At 54.8% G+C, this 18,231-nt stretch carries 13 protein-coding genes; 6 read left to right on the top strand and 7 right to left on the bottom strand.

What is annotated here, in order from left to right; translation table 11 throughout:
* Position 1: 1 nt before the first annotated feature.
* From FHS30_RS14660 to FHS30_RS14685, 6 genes are all read right to left on the bottom strand, one after another.
* A complete protein-coding gene (locus FHS30_RS14660; protein WP_183911259.1) occupies positions 2 to 1,438 on the bottom strand; it encodes a GspE/PulE family protein in 1,437 nt (478 codons plus the stop codon).
* Positions 1,439 to 1,443: 5 nt separating this feature from the next.
* On the bottom strand, positions 1,444 to 3,471 hold the full coding sequence (gene gspD / locus FHS30_RS14665) for a type II secretion system secretin GspD (protein WP_183911260.1): 2,028 nt from the start codon (positions 3,469 to 3,471) through the stop codon (positions 1,444 to 1,446).
* A gap of 20 nt (positions 3,472 to 3,491) precedes the next feature.
* Positions 3,492 to 4,382, bottom strand: a complete 891-nt coding sequence (gene gspC / locus FHS30_RS14670; protein ID WP_183911261.1) for a type II secretion system protein GspC — start codon at positions 4,380 to 4,382, stop codon at positions 3,492 to 3,494.
* Between the two features lie 210 nt (positions 4,383 to 4,592).
* The gene (locus tag FHS30_RS14675) at positions 4,593 to 6,182 is read right to left on the bottom strand and encodes a general secretion pathway protein GspF (protein WP_183911262.1); all 1,590 of its coding nucleotides are present in this window, start codon (positions 6,180 to 6,182) and stop codon (positions 4,593 to 4,595) included.
* A gap of 20 nt (positions 6,183 to 6,202) precedes the next feature.
* Positions 6,203 to 8,716, bottom strand: coding sequence for a LamG domain-containing protein (locus FHS30_RS14680; RefSeq protein WP_183911263.1), 2,514 nt, complete (start codon positions 8,714 to 8,716; stop codon positions 6,203 to 6,205).
* A gap of 15 nt (positions 8,717 to 8,731) precedes the next feature.
* A complete protein-coding gene (locus tag FHS30_RS14685) occupies positions 8,732 to 9,943 on the bottom strand; it encodes a hypothetical protein (RefSeq protein ID WP_183911264.1) in 1,212 nt (403 codons plus the stop codon).
* A gap of 335 nt (positions 9,944 to 10,278) precedes the next feature.
* Here FHS30_RS14685 and FHS30_RS14690 point away from each other — a divergent pair, with 335 nt between their 5' ends.
* Genes FHS30_RS14690 through FHS30_RS14715 form a run of 6 tightly spaced genes read left to right on the top strand, consistent with a single transcriptional unit; the run spans position 10,279 to position 16,312 of the window.
* A complete protein-coding gene (locus tag FHS30_RS14690; protein WP_221197323.1) occupies positions 10,279 to 12,957 on the top strand; it encodes an HzsA-related protein in 2,679 nt (892 codons plus the stop codon).
* Between the two features lie 58 nt (positions 12,958 to 13,015).
* Positions 13,016 to 13,804 (top strand): SH3 domain-containing protein, encoded by a 789-nt coding sequence (locus FHS30_RS14695; RefSeq protein ID WP_183911265.1) that lies wholly within the window; start codon positions 13,016 to 13,018, stop codon positions 13,802 to 13,804.
* Positions 13,774 to 14,421 carry an outer membrane beta-barrel domain-containing protein gene (locus tag FHS30_RS14700; RefSeq protein ID WP_246341352.1) on the top strand — a complete coding sequence of 216 codons (648 nt, stop codon included), beginning with the start codon at positions 13,774 to 13,776 and terminating at the stop codon, positions 14,419 to 14,421. The genes FHS30_RS14695 and FHS30_RS14700 overlap by 31 nt, the downstream gene beginning before the upstream one ends.
* A gap of 28 nt (positions 14,422 to 14,449) precedes the next feature.
* Positions 14,450 to 14,935: a TlpA family protein disulfide reductase gene (locus FHS30_RS14705; protein WP_183911267.1), complete on the top strand. Its 486-nt coding sequence runs from the start codon at positions 14,450 to 14,452 to the stop codon at positions 14,933 to 14,935.
* Complete coding sequence (locus tag FHS30_RS14710; RefSeq protein ID WP_183911268.1) at positions 14,932 to 15,150, top strand: DUF4266 domain-containing protein; 219 nt, start codon at positions 14,932 to 14,934, stop codon at positions 15,148 to 15,150. Before FHS30_RS14705 ends, FHS30_RS14710 begins: the two co-directional genes overlap by 4 nt.
* On the top strand, positions 15,146 to 16,312 hold the full coding sequence (locus FHS30_RS14715; RefSeq protein ID WP_425502402.1) for a DUF3570 domain-containing protein: 1,167 nt from the start codon (positions 15,146 to 15,148) through the stop codon (positions 16,310 to 16,312). Before FHS30_RS14710 ends, FHS30_RS14715 begins: the two co-directional genes overlap by 5 nt.
* A 94-nt stretch (positions 16,313 to 16,406) precedes the next feature.
* Here FHS30_RS14715 and FHS30_RS14720 read toward each other — a convergent pair whose 3' ends face one another.
* Positions 16,407 to 18,161, bottom strand: coding sequence for an aromatic amino acid hydroxylase (locus FHS30_RS14720; RefSeq protein ID WP_183911270.1), 1,755 nt, complete (start codon positions 18,159 to 18,161; stop codon positions 16,407 to 16,409).
* Positions 18,162 to 18,231 lie beyond the last annotated feature (70 nt).

Below are 18,231 nucleotides of genomic sequence, written 5' to 3' on the forward strand. Positions count from 1 at the left end.
GTTAACTTAGCGTCGTCACGCGCAAGACTTCTTCCACGCTGGTTTCGCCGGCGATGATGCGCGCCTTGCCCGCATCGAGAATGGAAGGGCTAAACTGACGGGCGTAGGCAAGCATCGTTTGTTCGCCGGCACCCTCGTGAATCAACTGGCGCATTTGCTCGTCAATCACGATATGTTCGTAGATGCCCAGCCGCCCTCTATAGCCAGTATTGCCACACAAATCGCAGCCCTTGGCAGAAAATATTTCCACCTCGGGCTCAAAACCCAACTGCTCGCACTCCGCCGGCGAGGGCTTGTGGGGTTGCTTGCATTCGCACAGTCGGCGCACCAACCGTTGAGCCATGATCAAATCTAAACTGGACGACAATAAAAAGGCTTCGACGCCCATGTCGAGCAGTCGGGTCACTGCGCCAATTGCGGTATTGGTGTGCAAGGTCGACAGCACCAAGTGGCCGGTTAGCGACGATTGCACAGCGATGCTGGCGGTTTCTCCGTCGCGAATTTCGCCGATCATTACCACGTCTGGATCTTGTCGCAGAATGGCGCGCAATCCGCGCACAAATGTCATGGTGGCCTTGGCATTGACCTGTGTTTGCGCGATACCCGGCAGCAAGTATTCCACCGGGTCTTCAATGGTCATGATGTTGCGCGACCGGTCATTAATTTCTGTCAAGCCGGCATACAGGCTGGTGGTTTTACCAGAGCCGGTGGGACCCGTAACTAAAATGATACCGTGCGGTTTTTTCAGTGCGCCGGCAAAGGCGTTATGGGTTTTTGTGGGCATCTGCAGTTGGTGCAATTTCAACGCGCCTGCGGCTTGATCTAAAATACGCAGTACCGCGCGCTCACCGTAGGCCGACGGCAAGGTGCTCACGCGAATATCGATGGTATGCCCTGCCAAGGTCACCGACATGCGACCATCTTGCGGCAAGCGTTTTTCGGCAATGTCCAATCGCGCCATGACTTTGATGCGCGAGTTAATCAACGGCGCCAACTGGGCTTTGGCCTGCAGCACTTCATTGAGCACGCCGTCAACGCGAAAGCGCACGGCGACGCGGTCTTCACAGGGTTCCAAGTGAATATCGGACGCCTTGGCTTTCAGTGCTTGCGCGAGAATTGCGTTAATGAGACGAATGACCGGCGCATCGTTATTGCCCGCCAACAGGTCACCCTCTTCGGGAATGTCGTCGACCAGTTGCGACAAATCCATATCGGCCACGGCTTGTTGCGCGGCATCGGAATCGTCGTGATAAACGTCCTTCAAACGTTGCTTAAAATCCGCCTCGGGAATTTCCACCAACGTCAGTGGCTCGCCACCAAAATGGCGTTGCAATTCGGCGATCACTTGGTAATTGATTCCGGGCTTGTGCAACAGCTCGCCATCGGTACTCAACACCCCGTGGGTTTGTGCGTAGCTAAAAGGCAATAACTCGCTCATGACTGTTACTGGCCCTGCTCAACTTCTTGCTTATCTGCGCCAGGCATAATAAATAGACTTTGATCGCGATCGTCCCACGTCTGCATTTTTGTTTGCTTGGGCGCGCGGAAAAACAGCTCGCTGTCGCTGGCAGATTTCTGCTGCAAATCGTAGATGTATTTATATTTTTCAGCGGTGGCGCCACGCAAGCTGTCGTCATCGCGAATGATGGTAGCGCGAATGAAAACCATCAAATTGCTTTTAACCACTTTAGTGGAATTAGAGCGAAACAAGCGGCCCAATAAAGGTATGTCACCCATAATTGGCACTTTTTGTTCGCCCGTTTGTAGGTCGTCTTTCATCAGTCCGCCCAACACAACCACTTCACCGTCAGCGGCGAGAATACGGGTTTCAATGGTGCGCTTGTTGGTAATCAAATCGGAGGCCGACACCGAGGTATTGCCTGCGATGCTGGAGACTTCCTGTTTGATCTCCATCACCACCGAATTGCCTTCGTTAATGTGCGGCGTCACCTCCAGCATAATGCCTACGTTTTCACGCTGAATCGTTTGGAAGGGGTTGGCACCACCGCTGCCCCCGCCCGTGCCCGGATTGGAAAATGAACCCGTCACAAAGGGAACATTTTGACCCACGTTAATGGTGGCGGTGTGGTTGTCTGAGGTGAGCAAACTCGGTGTCGATAAAATATTGGCATCGGTTTGTTTTTGCAGGGCGTTGATCAACACTAAAAAGTCATTGTTACCACCTGTGCTCAATTGGCCCAAGGTCTGACCTTCCACAGCGTTTGCCAAGCCCGCCAAGGTACCGATAATGCCCGCTTCATTTTCTTTGCCAGGGTCTAATTCGCCGGCGCCGGCCAGGGAACCGTTCCTCAGCGACGAGGTGCTAAAGGCGCCGTTGTTGTTGCCAAATAACCATTGAATTCCCAGCTCTTTCGAGTTGTCGTCCAACATTTCCACGATGATGGCCTCTACCAACACCTGCGCGCGCCGGATGTCCAAGCGTGCGATAACGGCCTTTAGCGACTCGAGTGTGGCGGGGTCGGCGGTGATCAGTAGCGAATTGGTGTCTTCGTCGGCCTCAACGCTGGTTTCAGTGTTCGTCGCGCCTTCGGTTTTGTCCAACTTGGACATGTTTTTCACCACATTGGTGAGCACGGTGGCGACCTGTTTTGCCTCGGCGTATTCGAGGTAGATCACCTGCACATTGCCGCTTTGCTGTTGCGGCATATCGAGGCGGGCAATCAGTTGCTTCATTTTTGTGCGCGACAGGTCGTCACCGGAGATTAATATGCCGTTCGAGCGCTTGTCGGCCACGAACATTGGCGCATTGTCGTTGCCCGCCTTGCCTGCCTCCTGGCGCTGGAGTTGCGTCAAAATGCGCACTAAATCTTCCGCGCCGGCGTGTTTCAGGTGCACCAGCTCAGTGGTGAATACCGCGGCGCGGTCAATGCGATCAATCACATCCTGCAGGCGCGCGATGTTGGCTTCGGTATCGGTAATAATAATGGCGTTGCTGGGGTCATAGGCCGCCATGTGGGCGTGCTGTGGCACCATTGGACGCAGCACGGGCAAGGCCTTGGACGCCGCCACATTTTTCAACTGTATGACCTGGGTGATCATGCCGTCGTTGCCACGCTTGGCTGAATCTTTTACTTCCAGCGGCAGGCTGCGCGCTTCTTTTGAACTGACTATGCGAGTCACATTGCCAGATTCAATGGCGGCAAAACCGTGTACATCCAACACGGCTAAAAATAAATTATAGAGTTCCTCTGCGTCCATTTGCTTGGAGGAAATGACTTTTATCCGGCCTTTTACCGCGGGGTCGACAATGAATGTTTTACCCGTGGTATCGGCCACATACTTGACCACTTCCTGAATGTCAGCATCTTTGAAGTTGACGGTATAGACAGGACCGGCGGCTTCGACGGGCAGGGTCAGTAAGCTGGCCACCAACAGTGCGCTGGCAAAAAATTGGGAGGTCTTATGCACGGCTTTATTCACAATGATCTTCTTATTACCGGTTTTTTTCATTGGTGTATCTCTAGGACATTTCATTCTAGAGAAATATTAATTTCTGTTTCTTCGCCACCGCGCAATACGGTAAGCCTTGCCGAGCGCGCGCTGCGCAGGGACTTGGCCACTTGAATGGCGGTGGCTTGATCGGCCATGGGCGTGCCATTAACCGCGGTGACAATGTCGCCAGCTTGTAAGCCCATGGCATCAAAGACGTCCCGATCGCGCCCGGGCCGCACTTCAAAACCCATGACCTCGGCACCCTCACGCTTGAGGCTAATCTTCACAACATCGGCCAGAGACTTAGCGGTGAGATCTCGGGTGTCGGCATAGCGCTGGGCGACGTCGCGCGAGATTTTAGCACTGGCGCGCAATTGCTTTGGAGGTGCCGCAGCGGGCGTGGGCTTGGCGCGCTCTGACTTATCGTACAGCCACAACAATTCATACCGCCCATTGTTCTCTATCACAACGCGGTCGGAGAGGACTTTACTCAGCTTTACATTGGCGCCACCCGGCAGCGCATCGCCAATGGCATAGAGGTCTTGCGCCGAGCCATTGGCGATTATGGCTTTGTCGAGTTTGGCATCACCGGTAGCGATGACCCCCTGTAGCTGCAACTGCAGCCGAGTTTCCTGCGCCTCATCCTCGATGGAGGGCGCGAAGGATTCCTCAACCGGCTCTTCAGCGGCTTTGCCAAAGGGGTTGAGTTGGGCAAAAGCGTCGATATCCAGTGCTTGTGCTGCGGGCTCTGCGGTTAACAGCGGCAAATTTACCGACTGGCCTTCGGCCACAAACGCAGAGGGTTGAGCGGCGAGCAACCAGACCAACTTGGCCAGGCTGTAGGTAAACCAAAGTACGAGTAATAACAGGCCGACGCGCTGCCACCAAATGGCGGGCACTGCGAGCAGTCGGGCGAGCCATTGGCTCAAGCCCGGCGGCAGTTTCGGCGACGTTCCGGAAAAGGCGTTAATGATACAACCCTCGATGATTTTATTGTGGATTATCTAGCATTCAAGGCGGGCACATCATAACAGGATGTTGCTGTATGCAGTTACCTTGTCGTAGACCCGACAAGGCACCACAGATTAGCAGGGGCCAGCGCGCTAGCCCCTGAATATGACAGAAGGGTTATAGAAGAATCAAACGGGATTGGTATAGACACCGTCGCAGATTGGCTCGAAGGCCGTGAGCGCATCCAAATTACTGCCCAGACCGTTCTGCTGAAACTTGTCTGGGTCGGCAAATTGGCCCTGCTCATTGTGCAGGGCCATGTAATTTAGCACGACCGTTTCAACCAGCAGGTTGACGTTATTGGCGGCTACACTCGACGCCGTCTCCACGTCTCCGCTGGACCGCATCCAGCCTAGCTGACGGTGAGTTTCCTGCGCCTGGGCGGTTGCACCCAATAGCTGAGGGCGCCCGGTAGGGTTATAAACCAGAAAGAAGGCCGCCGCGGTCTGCTGGTTATCGCCGGTCCAGACGCCCTTTCCGGCGCCATCAGCGGAGTTATCGAGCATGCCATTGCTGAACACTGAGCCGTCAGAACAGATATAGATCATGACCGGCACGCCGCGTTTGGCCGCGTACTCCAACACCGCGCCAATGCAGCGGCCGGCGCGCAGGTCGCGCAGCTCACCGGTGGCGCGGTCGCCCGTATGGTAGTCGTAGCCACCCATGGTGATGGTGCCCGCGCCCGCATAACCATTGATCACCATCTTGGCCACCGATGCGGTTTTACGGAATTCGCCGTCGGCAGCGAATTCCGCGGCGCTAAACACGCCATTCGGCCCCACCAAATCCAAGTCTTTTGAGGGATCGAGATCCGCGGGGTTGCCAAATTCATTGGCCAGGTGAGCTGACTTTACGTATTGGCAGCGTAGCGTCTCTTCTATTGCCGTTTGCTCTGCGGCGCTCAAGCCCGTATCGATGCGGGCGATTTTCTTGTCGCTCACCCGATACATGGTCTCCATGACTTTCACAATCTCATCTTTACTGAGCAAATCGGTCAAACTGCCCACGTCGACGAGGCCCGTGACATCCGATGGGCGATCCACCTTGGTGGGCCGAACAGAGGGATCGATCATTGCCGCCGGCGCCATGGAGTTGCCACCGGAGTCCGATGAGCGCGACCCCACCAAGGCCACCAGATTGCCAAAGGCACCGGCGCGATTGATCCCGTACATGGGGTTGTGGGGGTTATTGCCCGTGTCGTTTTCAGAGCGCGCGGGAATCACACAGCCATTGGTGCGCGCCGCCGCCGAGATCGCCTTTTCTAAGATACCGCGCAGCATGGCGGAGTCTGAGTGAAAGCGCAGCCCCAAGCTTTCATCAATAAAGTTGGCCGTGCTACTTGAAGGCAGCATGTCGCCGGGCAGGCCCTGCTTGTTGTAGCCCGCCGTGGAGAGAAAATCGAGCTGGCCACCGCGCCCGCCAATCAACACATTGGAGCCCGCAAAATTGGCGCCACCGGCCAGGTCGAAACAAATGAAGGGGATCTTGCCGGCGCCCGACTTTGGAATAGCGCATTCTGTTAGCTTGGTCTCGACGTCTGCCGACAGCGCACCATTGGCTTGCGCACTCAGCAAGCTCAATGCCGAGCCGCCTACCACCGCACCTGCGCCCAGTCGAAAGCCCTGGGCGATCATGTCCCTGCGCGACACCGGTTTATGCATGACGGGAGTCACAAGCGCATCATCGGGTTGAAAGCTGGTTTTAAATTTCTTACTCATGGTTTTTTCTCCGGCCGGCACTATTGCAACAGCATGACGGCACTGCCAGTGGCGGCGGCGCAGACGGATTTAACAGTGTTTAGGGTGCGCTCGTTGGCGGTCTTACACCCACTGGTGCACGGCGCACTCATATCGGCAATGAGCGCTTCGAGTTCTGCTTTTACTTCACCAGCGGCGGGCTGATCATCCATTACCGCATTGCCGGTGTTTGGTACCGTGACGAAGCTATGGGCGAGCAGGCGTTTAATAAGTGGATCAGTTATTTGGTCCATTTTGGTTTGCGTGTTAAACGCGGTGCTAATGCCCGCGCCAAAATCAAAGCCCGTAAAATAGCTGGCGCGCTTGCTGGTGCTATCTACCAGCTCGTTGCAATACTGCACGGCCAACTGGGTAATGCCCATTTGGTGCGCAGCCAAAAAGCCGGTGGGGTCTTCGCTGGTGGGCATCTGTTGTTGGACCTGCTCGTACAGTGCTTGCACCGCGGAATTTGTGCTGGGAATGTCGGTCAAGGCGGCAAGGCTTGCGTTGATTTCCGCAAAGTGCCGCAAACCAATTAAGGATTGCCCCGTGATATCCGCAGGCGTGCCGGGTGCCGTGGGCTCCGCTTCCACGCGCGCATAGAGAGCATCACCTAAGCGGTCGAAGGTGAGGAAAAACTCATCGCTGGTGGGCCCTTTATCCAGTGGTACAACGGTGCCCAAGGGAGACAATTGCAACCCACTGCTTTGATAGTTAGCGCTCGTGATACTGGTGTTTAATTGTGCATAGGCCTGTCCGACGGTCGCCTCCTGCCCATTGACGCCTATGCGCATCCCCTGCAGTACAATGGCTGAAGTAGGCCTTGCACTGTCATCGAGGCTAATAAAAAACGGGGCGTTAAACAGGTAGCTGTAATTATCAAACTGTTGCACCTCAAACACCACATAGGCCTCGGGCATGCTGATCAGGTGTGACACACTAAACAAGAGAAAAAATTTCTCGCCTACACCGGCGTCGTAATTAGTTTGAATATCGGTCGCACTGAGCGCGCGATTGTGAATTGCCAAAAATCGAACGGCACCCAACCATGGATCAGTACCACCCACTTCGGAACCCAGCGCCAAGGCAAAGCTGCTATCCCAATTAGACAGAGTCCCGCCCGCCACGGGATCCGTTTGACTGGCCAGCTCGCCGTTCACGTAAATTCGGCGGCCATTGATGGGGTCGTAATTGAGCACCACATGTTGCAGCGTTGCCTGCAGCAACTCATCGGCATCGGGCGTGGACAACAACGGCATACCGTTGGCGTCATTACTAACCGAGTGACGCAGCGCAAAATCGTAGTTGTAAAGCGTTTGGCCGAGCATCAGATTTCGACTGGTGGCGCCGCCGGAATACGTCAGGATACGCGCGGGGCCATCTTGCGTAACATTTTCTGGAATGACCCACGCCTCGATAGAAAATTCTCCCGTAGCGCCAAGTAAGTCATACAACTTGCGACTGCCGGTAGTGGTGGCCTGCGCCTTGCCACCGTTGAATTTCACACCCCAGGCGCCCAACCATTCATAGGCACCTGACAAATTCATATCCATGGCAGGCTGAATGCCCGAGGTATCAAAGGCGGTATTGCCCGACCCAGTTTTGAATTGGTACAGCGCGATCAAGTTGCTTTCAATGCGCCCACCGGAGGACGCCACAATACCGTCAGACGCCAAATTCAAGGCCTTGGAAATCACCAGCGCGGGATCCACTGCCACGGGATCAATGCTATCGGCAAAAGTGCGGATTGCATCTTCCATCTCGTTAGCCGCAGCGGTGCAATTGCCGCCCCAACAGTTGTGGGACTCATCGCGCAACCGCACCACTAAGCGGGAATTTTGTGGACTGTCTAAATTGATGCGCGAACGCGCCGCGTCATAAGAAATTTGCATATCCGCTTCGCCGATGAAAGGCTGTTGCTGATTGGCGGATTCGCTGCTGTGACAATTGCTGCAGTAGGTGGTTAACAAGGTGTGTACTGGATCGAAACCGACGGGGGTAGAGGGGAAACTTTTGCTGGCGCCCACGTCTTTAATGGCTGGCGCCGTTAAAATGACCGTATTCGACACTGAGCCAGACGCTTGTGCCCAACGGGTAATTAACACCGTCAGCTCATCGGCGCAGGCACTGGCTTCACTCTTCCAACAGTTGTGGCCACCCCCAACTTTGGTCACCAACCGCGAGGCGGCGGGGTTTGACAGATCCACCAAGCCATTGGCAATGGCATAGGCGGCATTGACGTCATCGCGACGAACAAACTGCGGCGACTGACCATTTTCAATGTGGCAGGCACCGCAGCGGTCATCGCCCACGAGGTTGTCCCACACATTGATTTTAAAGCTTTGCACATCTTCGGTTTGTGGCGCTGGGCCCGTATAGACGAAACCCGAAGCACCCCCACCGGCGTTCGGATTATTATTTGCCGTGGTCTCAGCGCCCGAGCCACCACCGCAGGCAGTGAGCGTTAACAGGGCAATGGGCAGCAGGGCGCGACTGATATTTACGAGAGAATACATAGTAGTTAGCGCCTCTTAATCGACCAGACAGTATTCGGCAGTTTCCGCGAATACTTGCTTGAGCTGATAGTTGTTGGCCTTAAAGTTCGTCACCATGGTGGAGACTGCGGCGCGGTCATCAGTGTCGCCCGGCTCGCGCAGACACACCGTTTGGAAAACTTTTTTCACTTGGCACTGAGCAAAGGCATCGGAATAGGCCAATTCCATACCCATGCTTTTAGCGCCGCTGCCGGAACCGCTGCCCATGGGTGTGGAATTCCAACCCAACAATTTATTTTGACCGCTGCGCCAATAGTTATCCCAACGATCATTGGGCGTCACAAAGCCATAGGGAAAGGTGGCACTGTTGATGTGATATTTGGCCTGTACCCGAGTACCGGTTTCAGGATCAATTTCACCTGCACTGTTGTACACCAACTGGCCATTTTCACCGGTTAGGTCGTTGTCGGCGTCGTATTCATAATTGTAATAGGCAAAGGCTTGGGCCATGGGATCCATGCCACTGTGGCAGCCAATGCAGTTGTTATTAAAAACGCGGCTATCGCCACCGGGGCTGCGGCTGACGTCTTGGCGAATGCGATCGGGAGCGCGCGTGATATCGTGCACCTGCTCAAGGTCCAAACACAAATGGTTTAACAGAGTAAATCGAAACATTGCGCGGTTGGTGCCGGCGATAAAAAATGCTTTTGCCGCGGCGCGCGTGGTCATTAAACCAGCGGTGGCATCGGCCTCTAAGCCGGTCACCGATGTTTGGGTTCGACGCTCTAACCCGGTAATCAAATTGGTACCTTGCGCCGCCATTTGCCGATAGTGCTCGTTGTTGTTGTTGGCATAGGCCGGCAAGCCGAGTGAGCTCTTGCCTACGTAGATAACGTTGTCGTACAAGGCTTTACGGAAGTCTTCATCGTCGCGCACCAAACCGATAACCGTCGCCACATAATCGTTCAAATCGCGGAACACATCGCCGTCGCGATTGGTGGCAGGGGTGAACATGTTCTTTAGCGTAACGCTATAGAAGGTGTTTTTATTCATGGCTTTCATGGCGGCAGACTGCGCATTGCCGGCGTCAATATCGCTGGCCAGATCGAGTACTTCGGCCTCAGTGGCCGGCACGCCGGCGAGCCTGTCGTGAATCCGCTTGGCCTCTTCCCTTGGGCCGGCCTGAACCATCGACGCCGTAGATAGCGCGATGGTCAGGAGCGCCGTGCTTAATTTGTGCAATTTCATGATGGGTAACTTCCTGGCTCGCCTAGCTTGCTGATTTCATTCTATGCTGGATCGCGCCGCTACAATCTACAGTTGGTGGTCGGCAAACTACCGCCGGTCATCGCTCTCTGCCAAGTTGTGACAGGGTTCAAATATTTGAGCCTGAAGGCTTTGTAAATTTTGGGCAATTGCAACACTGTACCAAGTCGCGCAGCCCATTTTCCGACCATCTGCACGAATTGTGTGCGACTTCACACGGAAGACTGACACGAAATTTTTCAGCAAGGCCGCGAAGGTGGATACAATGCCACCTCTCCATTACGCACTTAGGTGCCGCGCCCAAGACTTTTTAGAGAATGACACCGTTTATGTTGCATCGCTCGCTATTTTCACTGCCCCTATTGGCCACTGTCACAATCTTGTTGGCCGGCGGGTGCAGCAGCAAGACCAATACCGGCGAGATCGACGATATTGAACCGGATCCGGTGGTGATCGACATTCCTCTAGCCTACGTGGAGCGCCCCATACCCGTAGACGAAGACGGCAACCGGCTCGAAGATGATCTGCTCATGCCTCAGGCCTTCAATCCGGGCGCCATACTGTACCTTAAGGATCGCGCCGCCAGCTCGGCGCGGAGACTTGATATCTCCTCACCGGCCTGGGAAGAGGGTGCGCTGTACGACGTCAAAGACCTCAGTGCCTCCTACGATGGGGAGCGCCTGCTGTTTGCCATGCGCGCACCTGAAATCGAGAATGCCGACGACGACGAACAGCCCAAGTGGGATATCTGGGAATACGACATCCCCTCCGCCACGCTGCGCCGCGTCATCGCTGATGACATTCAGGCGGATATCGGTCACGACGTGGCGCCGCGCTACCTGCCGGGCGTTGAGCGGCGTATCGTGTTCGCCTCCACACGCCAAACCCGCGCGCGCGCGATTTTGTTGGACGACGGCAAACCACAATTCTCGGCCTTGGACGACGGCCGCCGCAATGAGGCCTTCGTGCTGCACGTCATGGACAACGACGGCACCAATATTGAGCAGCTCACCTATAACCAATCGCACGATTTCCAGCCGACCATGCTGCCCGATGGTCGCGTGCTCTACAGCCGCTGGGATCGATTGCCCGGCAATGATCAACTGAGCTTTTATGCGGTAGACCCCTACGGTATGCGGCAATCCATTCTCTACGGATATCACAGTCAAAATACCGGAACCAACGACACCGAGGCATTCTTTCTGCGCCCCACGCAACTGCCTGACGGGCGCATATTTGCCATTCATCGCGCTAGAACAAGTCGCGAATACGGCGGCAATTTGGTGGCTATCGACGTCGAGAATTATATCGCCGCCGATCAGCCCGTGGCGGGAGGCTCGGGCAGCGAAGGCCAAACTGCAGTCTATCCGTTAACGGTAAGCACCGATGACAGCCTATCTATTAACGGCATTTTTCACTCGGCGAGCCCGTTATTTGACGACACTGGCCGGTTTATCGTGAGCTGGAGCCGCTGCCGTATTATCAATCCCGACAATGATTTGCCCGCCGCATGCGACGAAGACACAGACGATACTGCCCTGTTAGCCGATCCGCTCTACGGCATCTACCTGTTTAATCCCACCGCTAACACCCAGCAACCCATCTTGCTGCCGGTGGAGGGGCGCATGCTCACTGAGCCCACACTGCTGCTTCCACGCACGGCAGACAACCTCATCCCACCGCCTGTAGCCGATATCGATTACAGCGCTACGCTGGCCGAGCAAGATCTGGGCAGCCTGCATATCCAGAGTGTCTACGATTTCGATGGCACCGATGTGGCGGGCATCGCCAACCTGCGCAACCCCGCCAATTGGGGCAGCCTAGAGCGTCCCGCACGGTTTCTGCGGCTGGTTAAGGCGGTCTCCATTCCCGACAATAACGTGCTCAACTTTCCCGGCTCGGCCTTTGGTCGCTCAGCCGCGAATGGCATGCGTGAAATATTGGGGTATGTGCCCATCGAACCCGATGGTTCAGTGATGGTGAAGGTGCCCGCTGATGTGGCATTTACCTTTGATGTGCTCGACGCCCAAGGCCGCCGCGCGTTTCCGCGCCACAACAACTGGCTGCAGTTGCGGCCCGGTGAACAAGCCAACTGCGGTGGCTGCCATACTCGCCAAAGTGAACTGCCCCACGGGCGGCCCGATGCAGAGGCGGACTCTGCCAACCCTGGCGCCCCCACCACCGGCCTGCCGTTTCCCAACACCGATCCAGCGTTATTCGCTGACATGGGCGAAACCATGGCCCAAACCTATGCCCGCATCAACGGCTTGCGCACACCCAGTGTAGATATCAACTATGTGGATGAATGGACCGATCCGGCCCTGCTAACCCCAGAAACCGGCTTTAACTGGACCTACGCTGACTTGAGTACAAGCCAGCCCGCCGGTGGCGCCTGTGATAGCGGTGGCAACAATTGGTCGGCCCAATGCCGCGTAACCATCCACTACCCAGACCATATCCAGCCGCTGTGGACCACAACCCGTACCAACCCCGCCGATGCCTTAGAGGATTGGACCTGTACCAGCTGTCATACTGACCGCGACGACATGAATGCGGCTCAAATACCTGCGGGCCAACTGGATCTGCGCGCCGAGCCCTCACCTGACCAGCAGGCCCACTTTATCGGCTATCGCGAACTGCTGTTTAACGATGCCGAACAAGAGCTGGTGGATGGTGCGCTGGTGGATCGCCTAATCCAAGCCACAGATGGCAATGGCAACCCACTGTTCGAAACCGATGAAGACGGCAATTTGATCCTCGACGGCAACGGCGACCCGATTCCTGTCATGGTGACAATCAATGTCCCAGCTGCGATGAGCAGTAACGGCGCGGCCAATAGCGCCCGCTTTTTCAACCGATTTGAACAACCACCCGGCGTTGACGACACGGTCGATCATCGCGGCTATCTCACTGAAGCCGAGCTAAAGCTGATTTCTGAATGGCTCGATCTAGGCGCTCAGTACTATAACAATCCGTTTGCGGTGCCTGTAAACTAACCGGCCCGCAGGGCGGCTCGGCCGCTCCCAAATAACACTACAGCTGGCGAATGTGTGGATGTGTTTTAGCGTAACTCAATGCCGACTCTGGGCCTCGCTGGCCCTGTTGATCGTGGCCAGCCCCCTTGCCGTTGGCGAAACAACAACCGGATGGCTTGACTGGTTAGCGGAACCCGCGCCGCTAGAAGTCACCGTCGACGATGCATATTTAGAAATGCGCACTGGCCCTGGCCGTGGCTACCCGGTCTACCACATTGTCGAAAAAGGCGAGCTCGTTACCCTGTTAAAAAAACGCACCGATTGGGTCAAAATTCAAGCGAAGCGCGGACAGCAGGGTTGGGTATACCGCAAATCACTCGCGCTGACATTGGGCCCAGACCAACAGCCGGTCACGCTCAATGCCGACGGTCGCGATCAATATGAACAACGCGACTGGGAGCTCGGTGTGGCCATGGGCGATTTTGGCGGCGCCGACTCACTGACCTTCTACAGCGGTTATCGTTTTGCCACCAACCTCACCGCTGGCTTTAGCGTGCAACAGGCCACCAGTCGTGTGGCGGATTCCAAGTTGGCCTATATCCGCGTGCAGCACCAGCCCTGGCCGCACTGGCGAGTGTCGCCCTTTTTTGAATTGGGGGCCGGCGTCATTCAGTCGAAAAAGCGCTCTGCTCTAGATCAACCTCTGGACACCACCAGCAACAGCCTGCTAATCGCCACTGGCATCAATTTTTATCTGGGCCGCCGCTTCAATGGCCGACTCGAATACAACAATCACAAAATTCTCACGAGCCGTGATGAAAACGAGGAAGTGAACGAATGGAAATTAGGTTTCAACGTCTTTTTCTAAGTGCCCTTTGCGCGCTTGGGTGCACCGTGGCCCAGGCCCAAGACGACACTCAGCGCGTACTTGATAAAATTGTCACGCCTGACATGGAGCGTCGCCACATTGAAGAAGATCAATTAGACACCGAAGATTTCGAAATTGGTGCCTATTACGGTTTCATGAGCATCGAAGATTTTAGCGGGAGTTGGGGTTGGGGTTTACGCGGCGCCTACCACATCAACGAAGACTTTTTTCTCGAAGTGAATTATGGCCAACACACAGCCGGCATCAGCACGCTAGAAATTGGCGGTGGCTTGCCCGCGCTCACAGACGCGGAGCGGGAGCTGAGTTATTACGACCTCAATTTGGGTTACAACCTATTCCCGGGTGAAGTCTTTATCAGTGACAACCTAGCCTTTAATTCCACCTTTTATCTGGTGGGCGGCGCTGGCAATACCACTTTTGCCGATACGCAGTTTTTTACCTATACCTTAGGCGCTGGCTATAAAATTTACCTGACTGACTATTTTGATCTGAGTGTGGATGTGCGCGATCACGTCTATGAGCGCGAGCTCTTGGGATTTAATAAAAAATGGGTCAACAACCTGTCGACCAATATCGGTGTGAATGTATTTTTTTGAGTGTACCCAAAAATTTTTGAGGTGATGTATGAAATACTTGCTCTTGTCTTTTGCCCTGTTCATAGGTGGTTTGAGCCACGCCACTGAGCCCTTATCTGGCCCGGCGCCCGACTTTACGTTGAAAAGTCGGGATGGAAAAAACATTCGACTCTCGGATTTGCGCGGCCAAGTTATCATGCTCAACTTCTGGGCCTCTTGGTGCGGCCCCTGCCGCCAGGAGATGCCGCTGTTAGATGAGTTGTCCAAGCGCTATTCCCGCGCGGGCTTTACGCTGCTGGGTGTCAATGTGGAACAGGACACTGCCGCAGGTGAAAAATATCTGCAGGATACACCCGTTAGCTTTCCTATTCTGTGGGACCCCACGTCAACGGTCAGCAAGCTGTACAACATCGACGCCATGCCAAGCACGGTGATGATCGATCGCGACGGCAACATGCGCTATCTACACCGCGGCTATAAACCCGGTTACGAAAAAGATTACAAAAAGCAAATTAAAGAGCTGATTCGCGAATGAAACTCGCCCTTTTACTGATAGTGGCGCCGCTGTTTGTGGCCTGCTCCAGCATCGAGCCTTGGGTCAAACCCTATGAACGCCAACACTTGGCCGACCCGATAATGGTAATGGACCGCGATCCAGTGGCCACTCAGTACTTAAATCACGTGTACGAAGCGCGCGAAGCTGCGCGGGGCGCTGAAGGTGGTTCGGGAGGTGGCTGTGGCTGTAATTAGCGCGCGTCTTATTTTTGTTAGCTCGCTGCTCTGTCTTAGCACTGCCTTGAGTGCAGCGGTATTACCTGAAGACCGCATCGACCTGCTCTATCACGGCTACGATGGCGGTGGTGCGGAAATTATTGGGCCCTCTATCTTGGTGCGCAAAAAGTTTGCCGATACGGTATCCGTGTACGGTAATTACTATGTCGACATGGTGTCGAGCGCGTCCATTGATGTTGAAACCACGGCGAGTAAATACACCGAAGAGCGCACGCAGACGTCCGTTGGCGTTGATTATTTAACGGGCAAAACCACTATTAGCGCGGGGGCAACGCAATCCAAAGAAAACGACTACGATGCCACCACCTATGGTTTCGGTATTAGCCAAGATTTTTTTGGCGACCTCAGCACACTGGGTCTCGCGGTCTCCTTCGGTGACGATATTGTGCGCCGCAATGGCGATGACGAATTCGAAGACGAAGCCAAGCGCACACGCTATAGCGTGAGTTTTACGCAAGTCATCACTAAGGACATGATCGCCGGCCTCAACATGGAGTCGGTAATCGACGAGGGGTTTCTCAACAATCCGTACCGCAGCGTGCGCTTTTGTATCCAGGGCGACGCGAACAATTGCGCCTCGGCCAGCAACGAAAGTGAGCTTTACCCGCGCACGCGCAACAGCGATGCACTTGCATTGCGCACTAAATATTATTTGCCGTATCGCGCTGCGCTTAAGTTTGAAGCCCGCGCATACCAAGACAGCTGGGGAATTGAAGCGCACAACTGGGAGTTGAAATACGTGCACCCCATCGGCGACCAGTGGTTGATAGAGGCCAAGTACCGTCAATACAACCAAACCAAAGGCGCCGATTTTTACGCAGACTTATTTGATTTCAAAGAGGCAACCAATTTTAGAGCCCGCGACAAAGAGCTGAGTCAGTACACCAACACCAACTTCGGGTTAGGCGTCACCTACGACGTGCGCGCCGGTTGGCTGTCGTGGTTCGATCGCACAACCGCCAACCTCTATTGGGACTACATGCAACTGGACTACGACAATTTCCGCGATGCGCGCCAGTCAGACACCCGGTTCACCGATGACCCGGTGGCGCCGGGCCAAGAAGGTACCTACGCCCTCGATGCACACGTCATCCGCCTATTCGTATCCTTTTGGTATTAATAGTTAGCGCGGAATTTATCAGCTAGATCATCGGCAAGCGGAGCCATTTTTAGCTCCGCTTGCCGAACCCTAGATCAACATTTAGGGTGCAGTATCACAGAGCAATGCGCTCGAATCCCGTTTGGATTAACTTGCGATGTTCATCCGACTGCAACGCTAAAGACTCAAGTTCATCGACTAATTGTGCTTTAAACGCTGTTGATTGCGCCAACTCCAAACACTCAAAGCGCAACAGCCATTCGCTGGGGTATGCTGCCAATTGGGCATGAAAGTTTTGCAGCCAAGCGTCATCCACGGCGCCCTCACTGCGTCCCTCGCGCAGTGACTGATAGAGCGAAAACAGCGCGCGCTCCTGCTCTGAATAGGTGGGTCTCAAGGTTTCACTGGCGGGCGGTTGTTGATACAAACGATAGCGATCCTTATCCGCCGTGCCGCCGTAGACACTGGCAATCCCGTCGCCCACAGCCATGTCGTATTGGCCCCAACTCGGATCAAACAACACATCGCCTAGGTCGCCATTGATTTTCATGGGCCCAGTGACGCGACAATTGCTAAACGACATTAAAATATTTTTATGATTGCGACGCTCCACATGGTCGAGCACGCCCTCCACATGTACACCGGACACGAAATCTAACACCACCGGCTCGCCCACACAGATGCCCGCGCTTTTTAGTTCGTCCATGGTGTAGTCAGATAAACAGCGAGGTAAATCTTTTATATTGCCCACGGGCGAACCGAAACCGGCGGCGTGGTAGTCAGTGCCGTGGCCATGCAATTCGCGGTTGCCCCAGGCGAGCTGGGTGGGACCTTCGGTACCGATATAGATCAAATTATCCATGGCATCGGTTAATCCGCGCACCCACTTACCACTCACTTGCAAACCACTACTGTATACGGCTGTACTCACCGTTTTACAGGCAATGGCCTTGCGCAACGAAACAGCACCGCCCTGCCTAAACGCCATGCCATCGGCAAATGCTTCAAGTACTTGCGTGAGATGCTTACAGCTCTTAGTAACAAACAACTGCGGTTGCTCACGAGTAATGTCGTAGGGCGTGTTGATTGCGTCCACGGTTAACGGCAGCTTGCGCACCTTGCTATCGTCTAAGCAATTGACGCCTTCGCCGAGTGATGACAACAGCCCGGCCCCATAGATTTTGTAGTTGTCGAGCTCGCCCACGAGGCCGTACTCCACTGTCCACCAGTGCAAACGCGATAGCAAACTGGCCTCTGACGGCGCTTCACCGGCGTTGCTTTCCAGCGCGGCGGTCAACGCCGCCTCGGCATCGGCGATATCTTGTTCGGTAGAGCGGGTACTTTCTTTGACAATACTCAGATGACGAATCGCTTCGTAGACGGCGTAGTCACTCGCCGTGGACAAGGCTTTCATCCCAATTTCGCCAAAGCGCTGCAAAAACTCCGCGTAATCTACATCCACGATAAAGGGCGCGTGGCCCGCCGACTCGTGCACAATATCCGGCGCGGGCGTGTACAGCATGTGATCCACTGCGCGCATATCGAGTGCAATGACCAAAATTTTTCGCGCTTGAAACTCCATAAAAATCGCCGGCGGAATAAACCCATCGACGACGACCGCCTGCCAACCGATTTTTTCCAAGCACTGATTCATGTCATCAATAGACGGAATGTGGTCCAAGCTGATGCCTGTTTTTCGCAACCCCTCTAGATACACCGGATGGGCGTGTTGTGTTAGATGCTCGGCCAAAGACAACAACAAAAAGCGCCACACCGCGTGATCGCGCGGGGTATAGAGGTTGTAGTCCTGTACTTTGACAAAGGTACGCAGGTGGGAGGGCAGGCTGGCGATTATTTCCTGCTGGGTCATGGCTACTCCTGAGGGGGCAAACGGGCGTGGACAAAACGATTCATGCAGCGCCAAGTATAGGGCCTAGACG

It is taken from the genome of Simiduia aestuariiviva, from assembly GCF_014192475.1.
Lineage (GTDB): Bacteria > Pseudomonadota > Gammaproteobacteria > Pseudomonadales > Cellvibrionaceae > Simiduia > Simiduia aestuariiviva.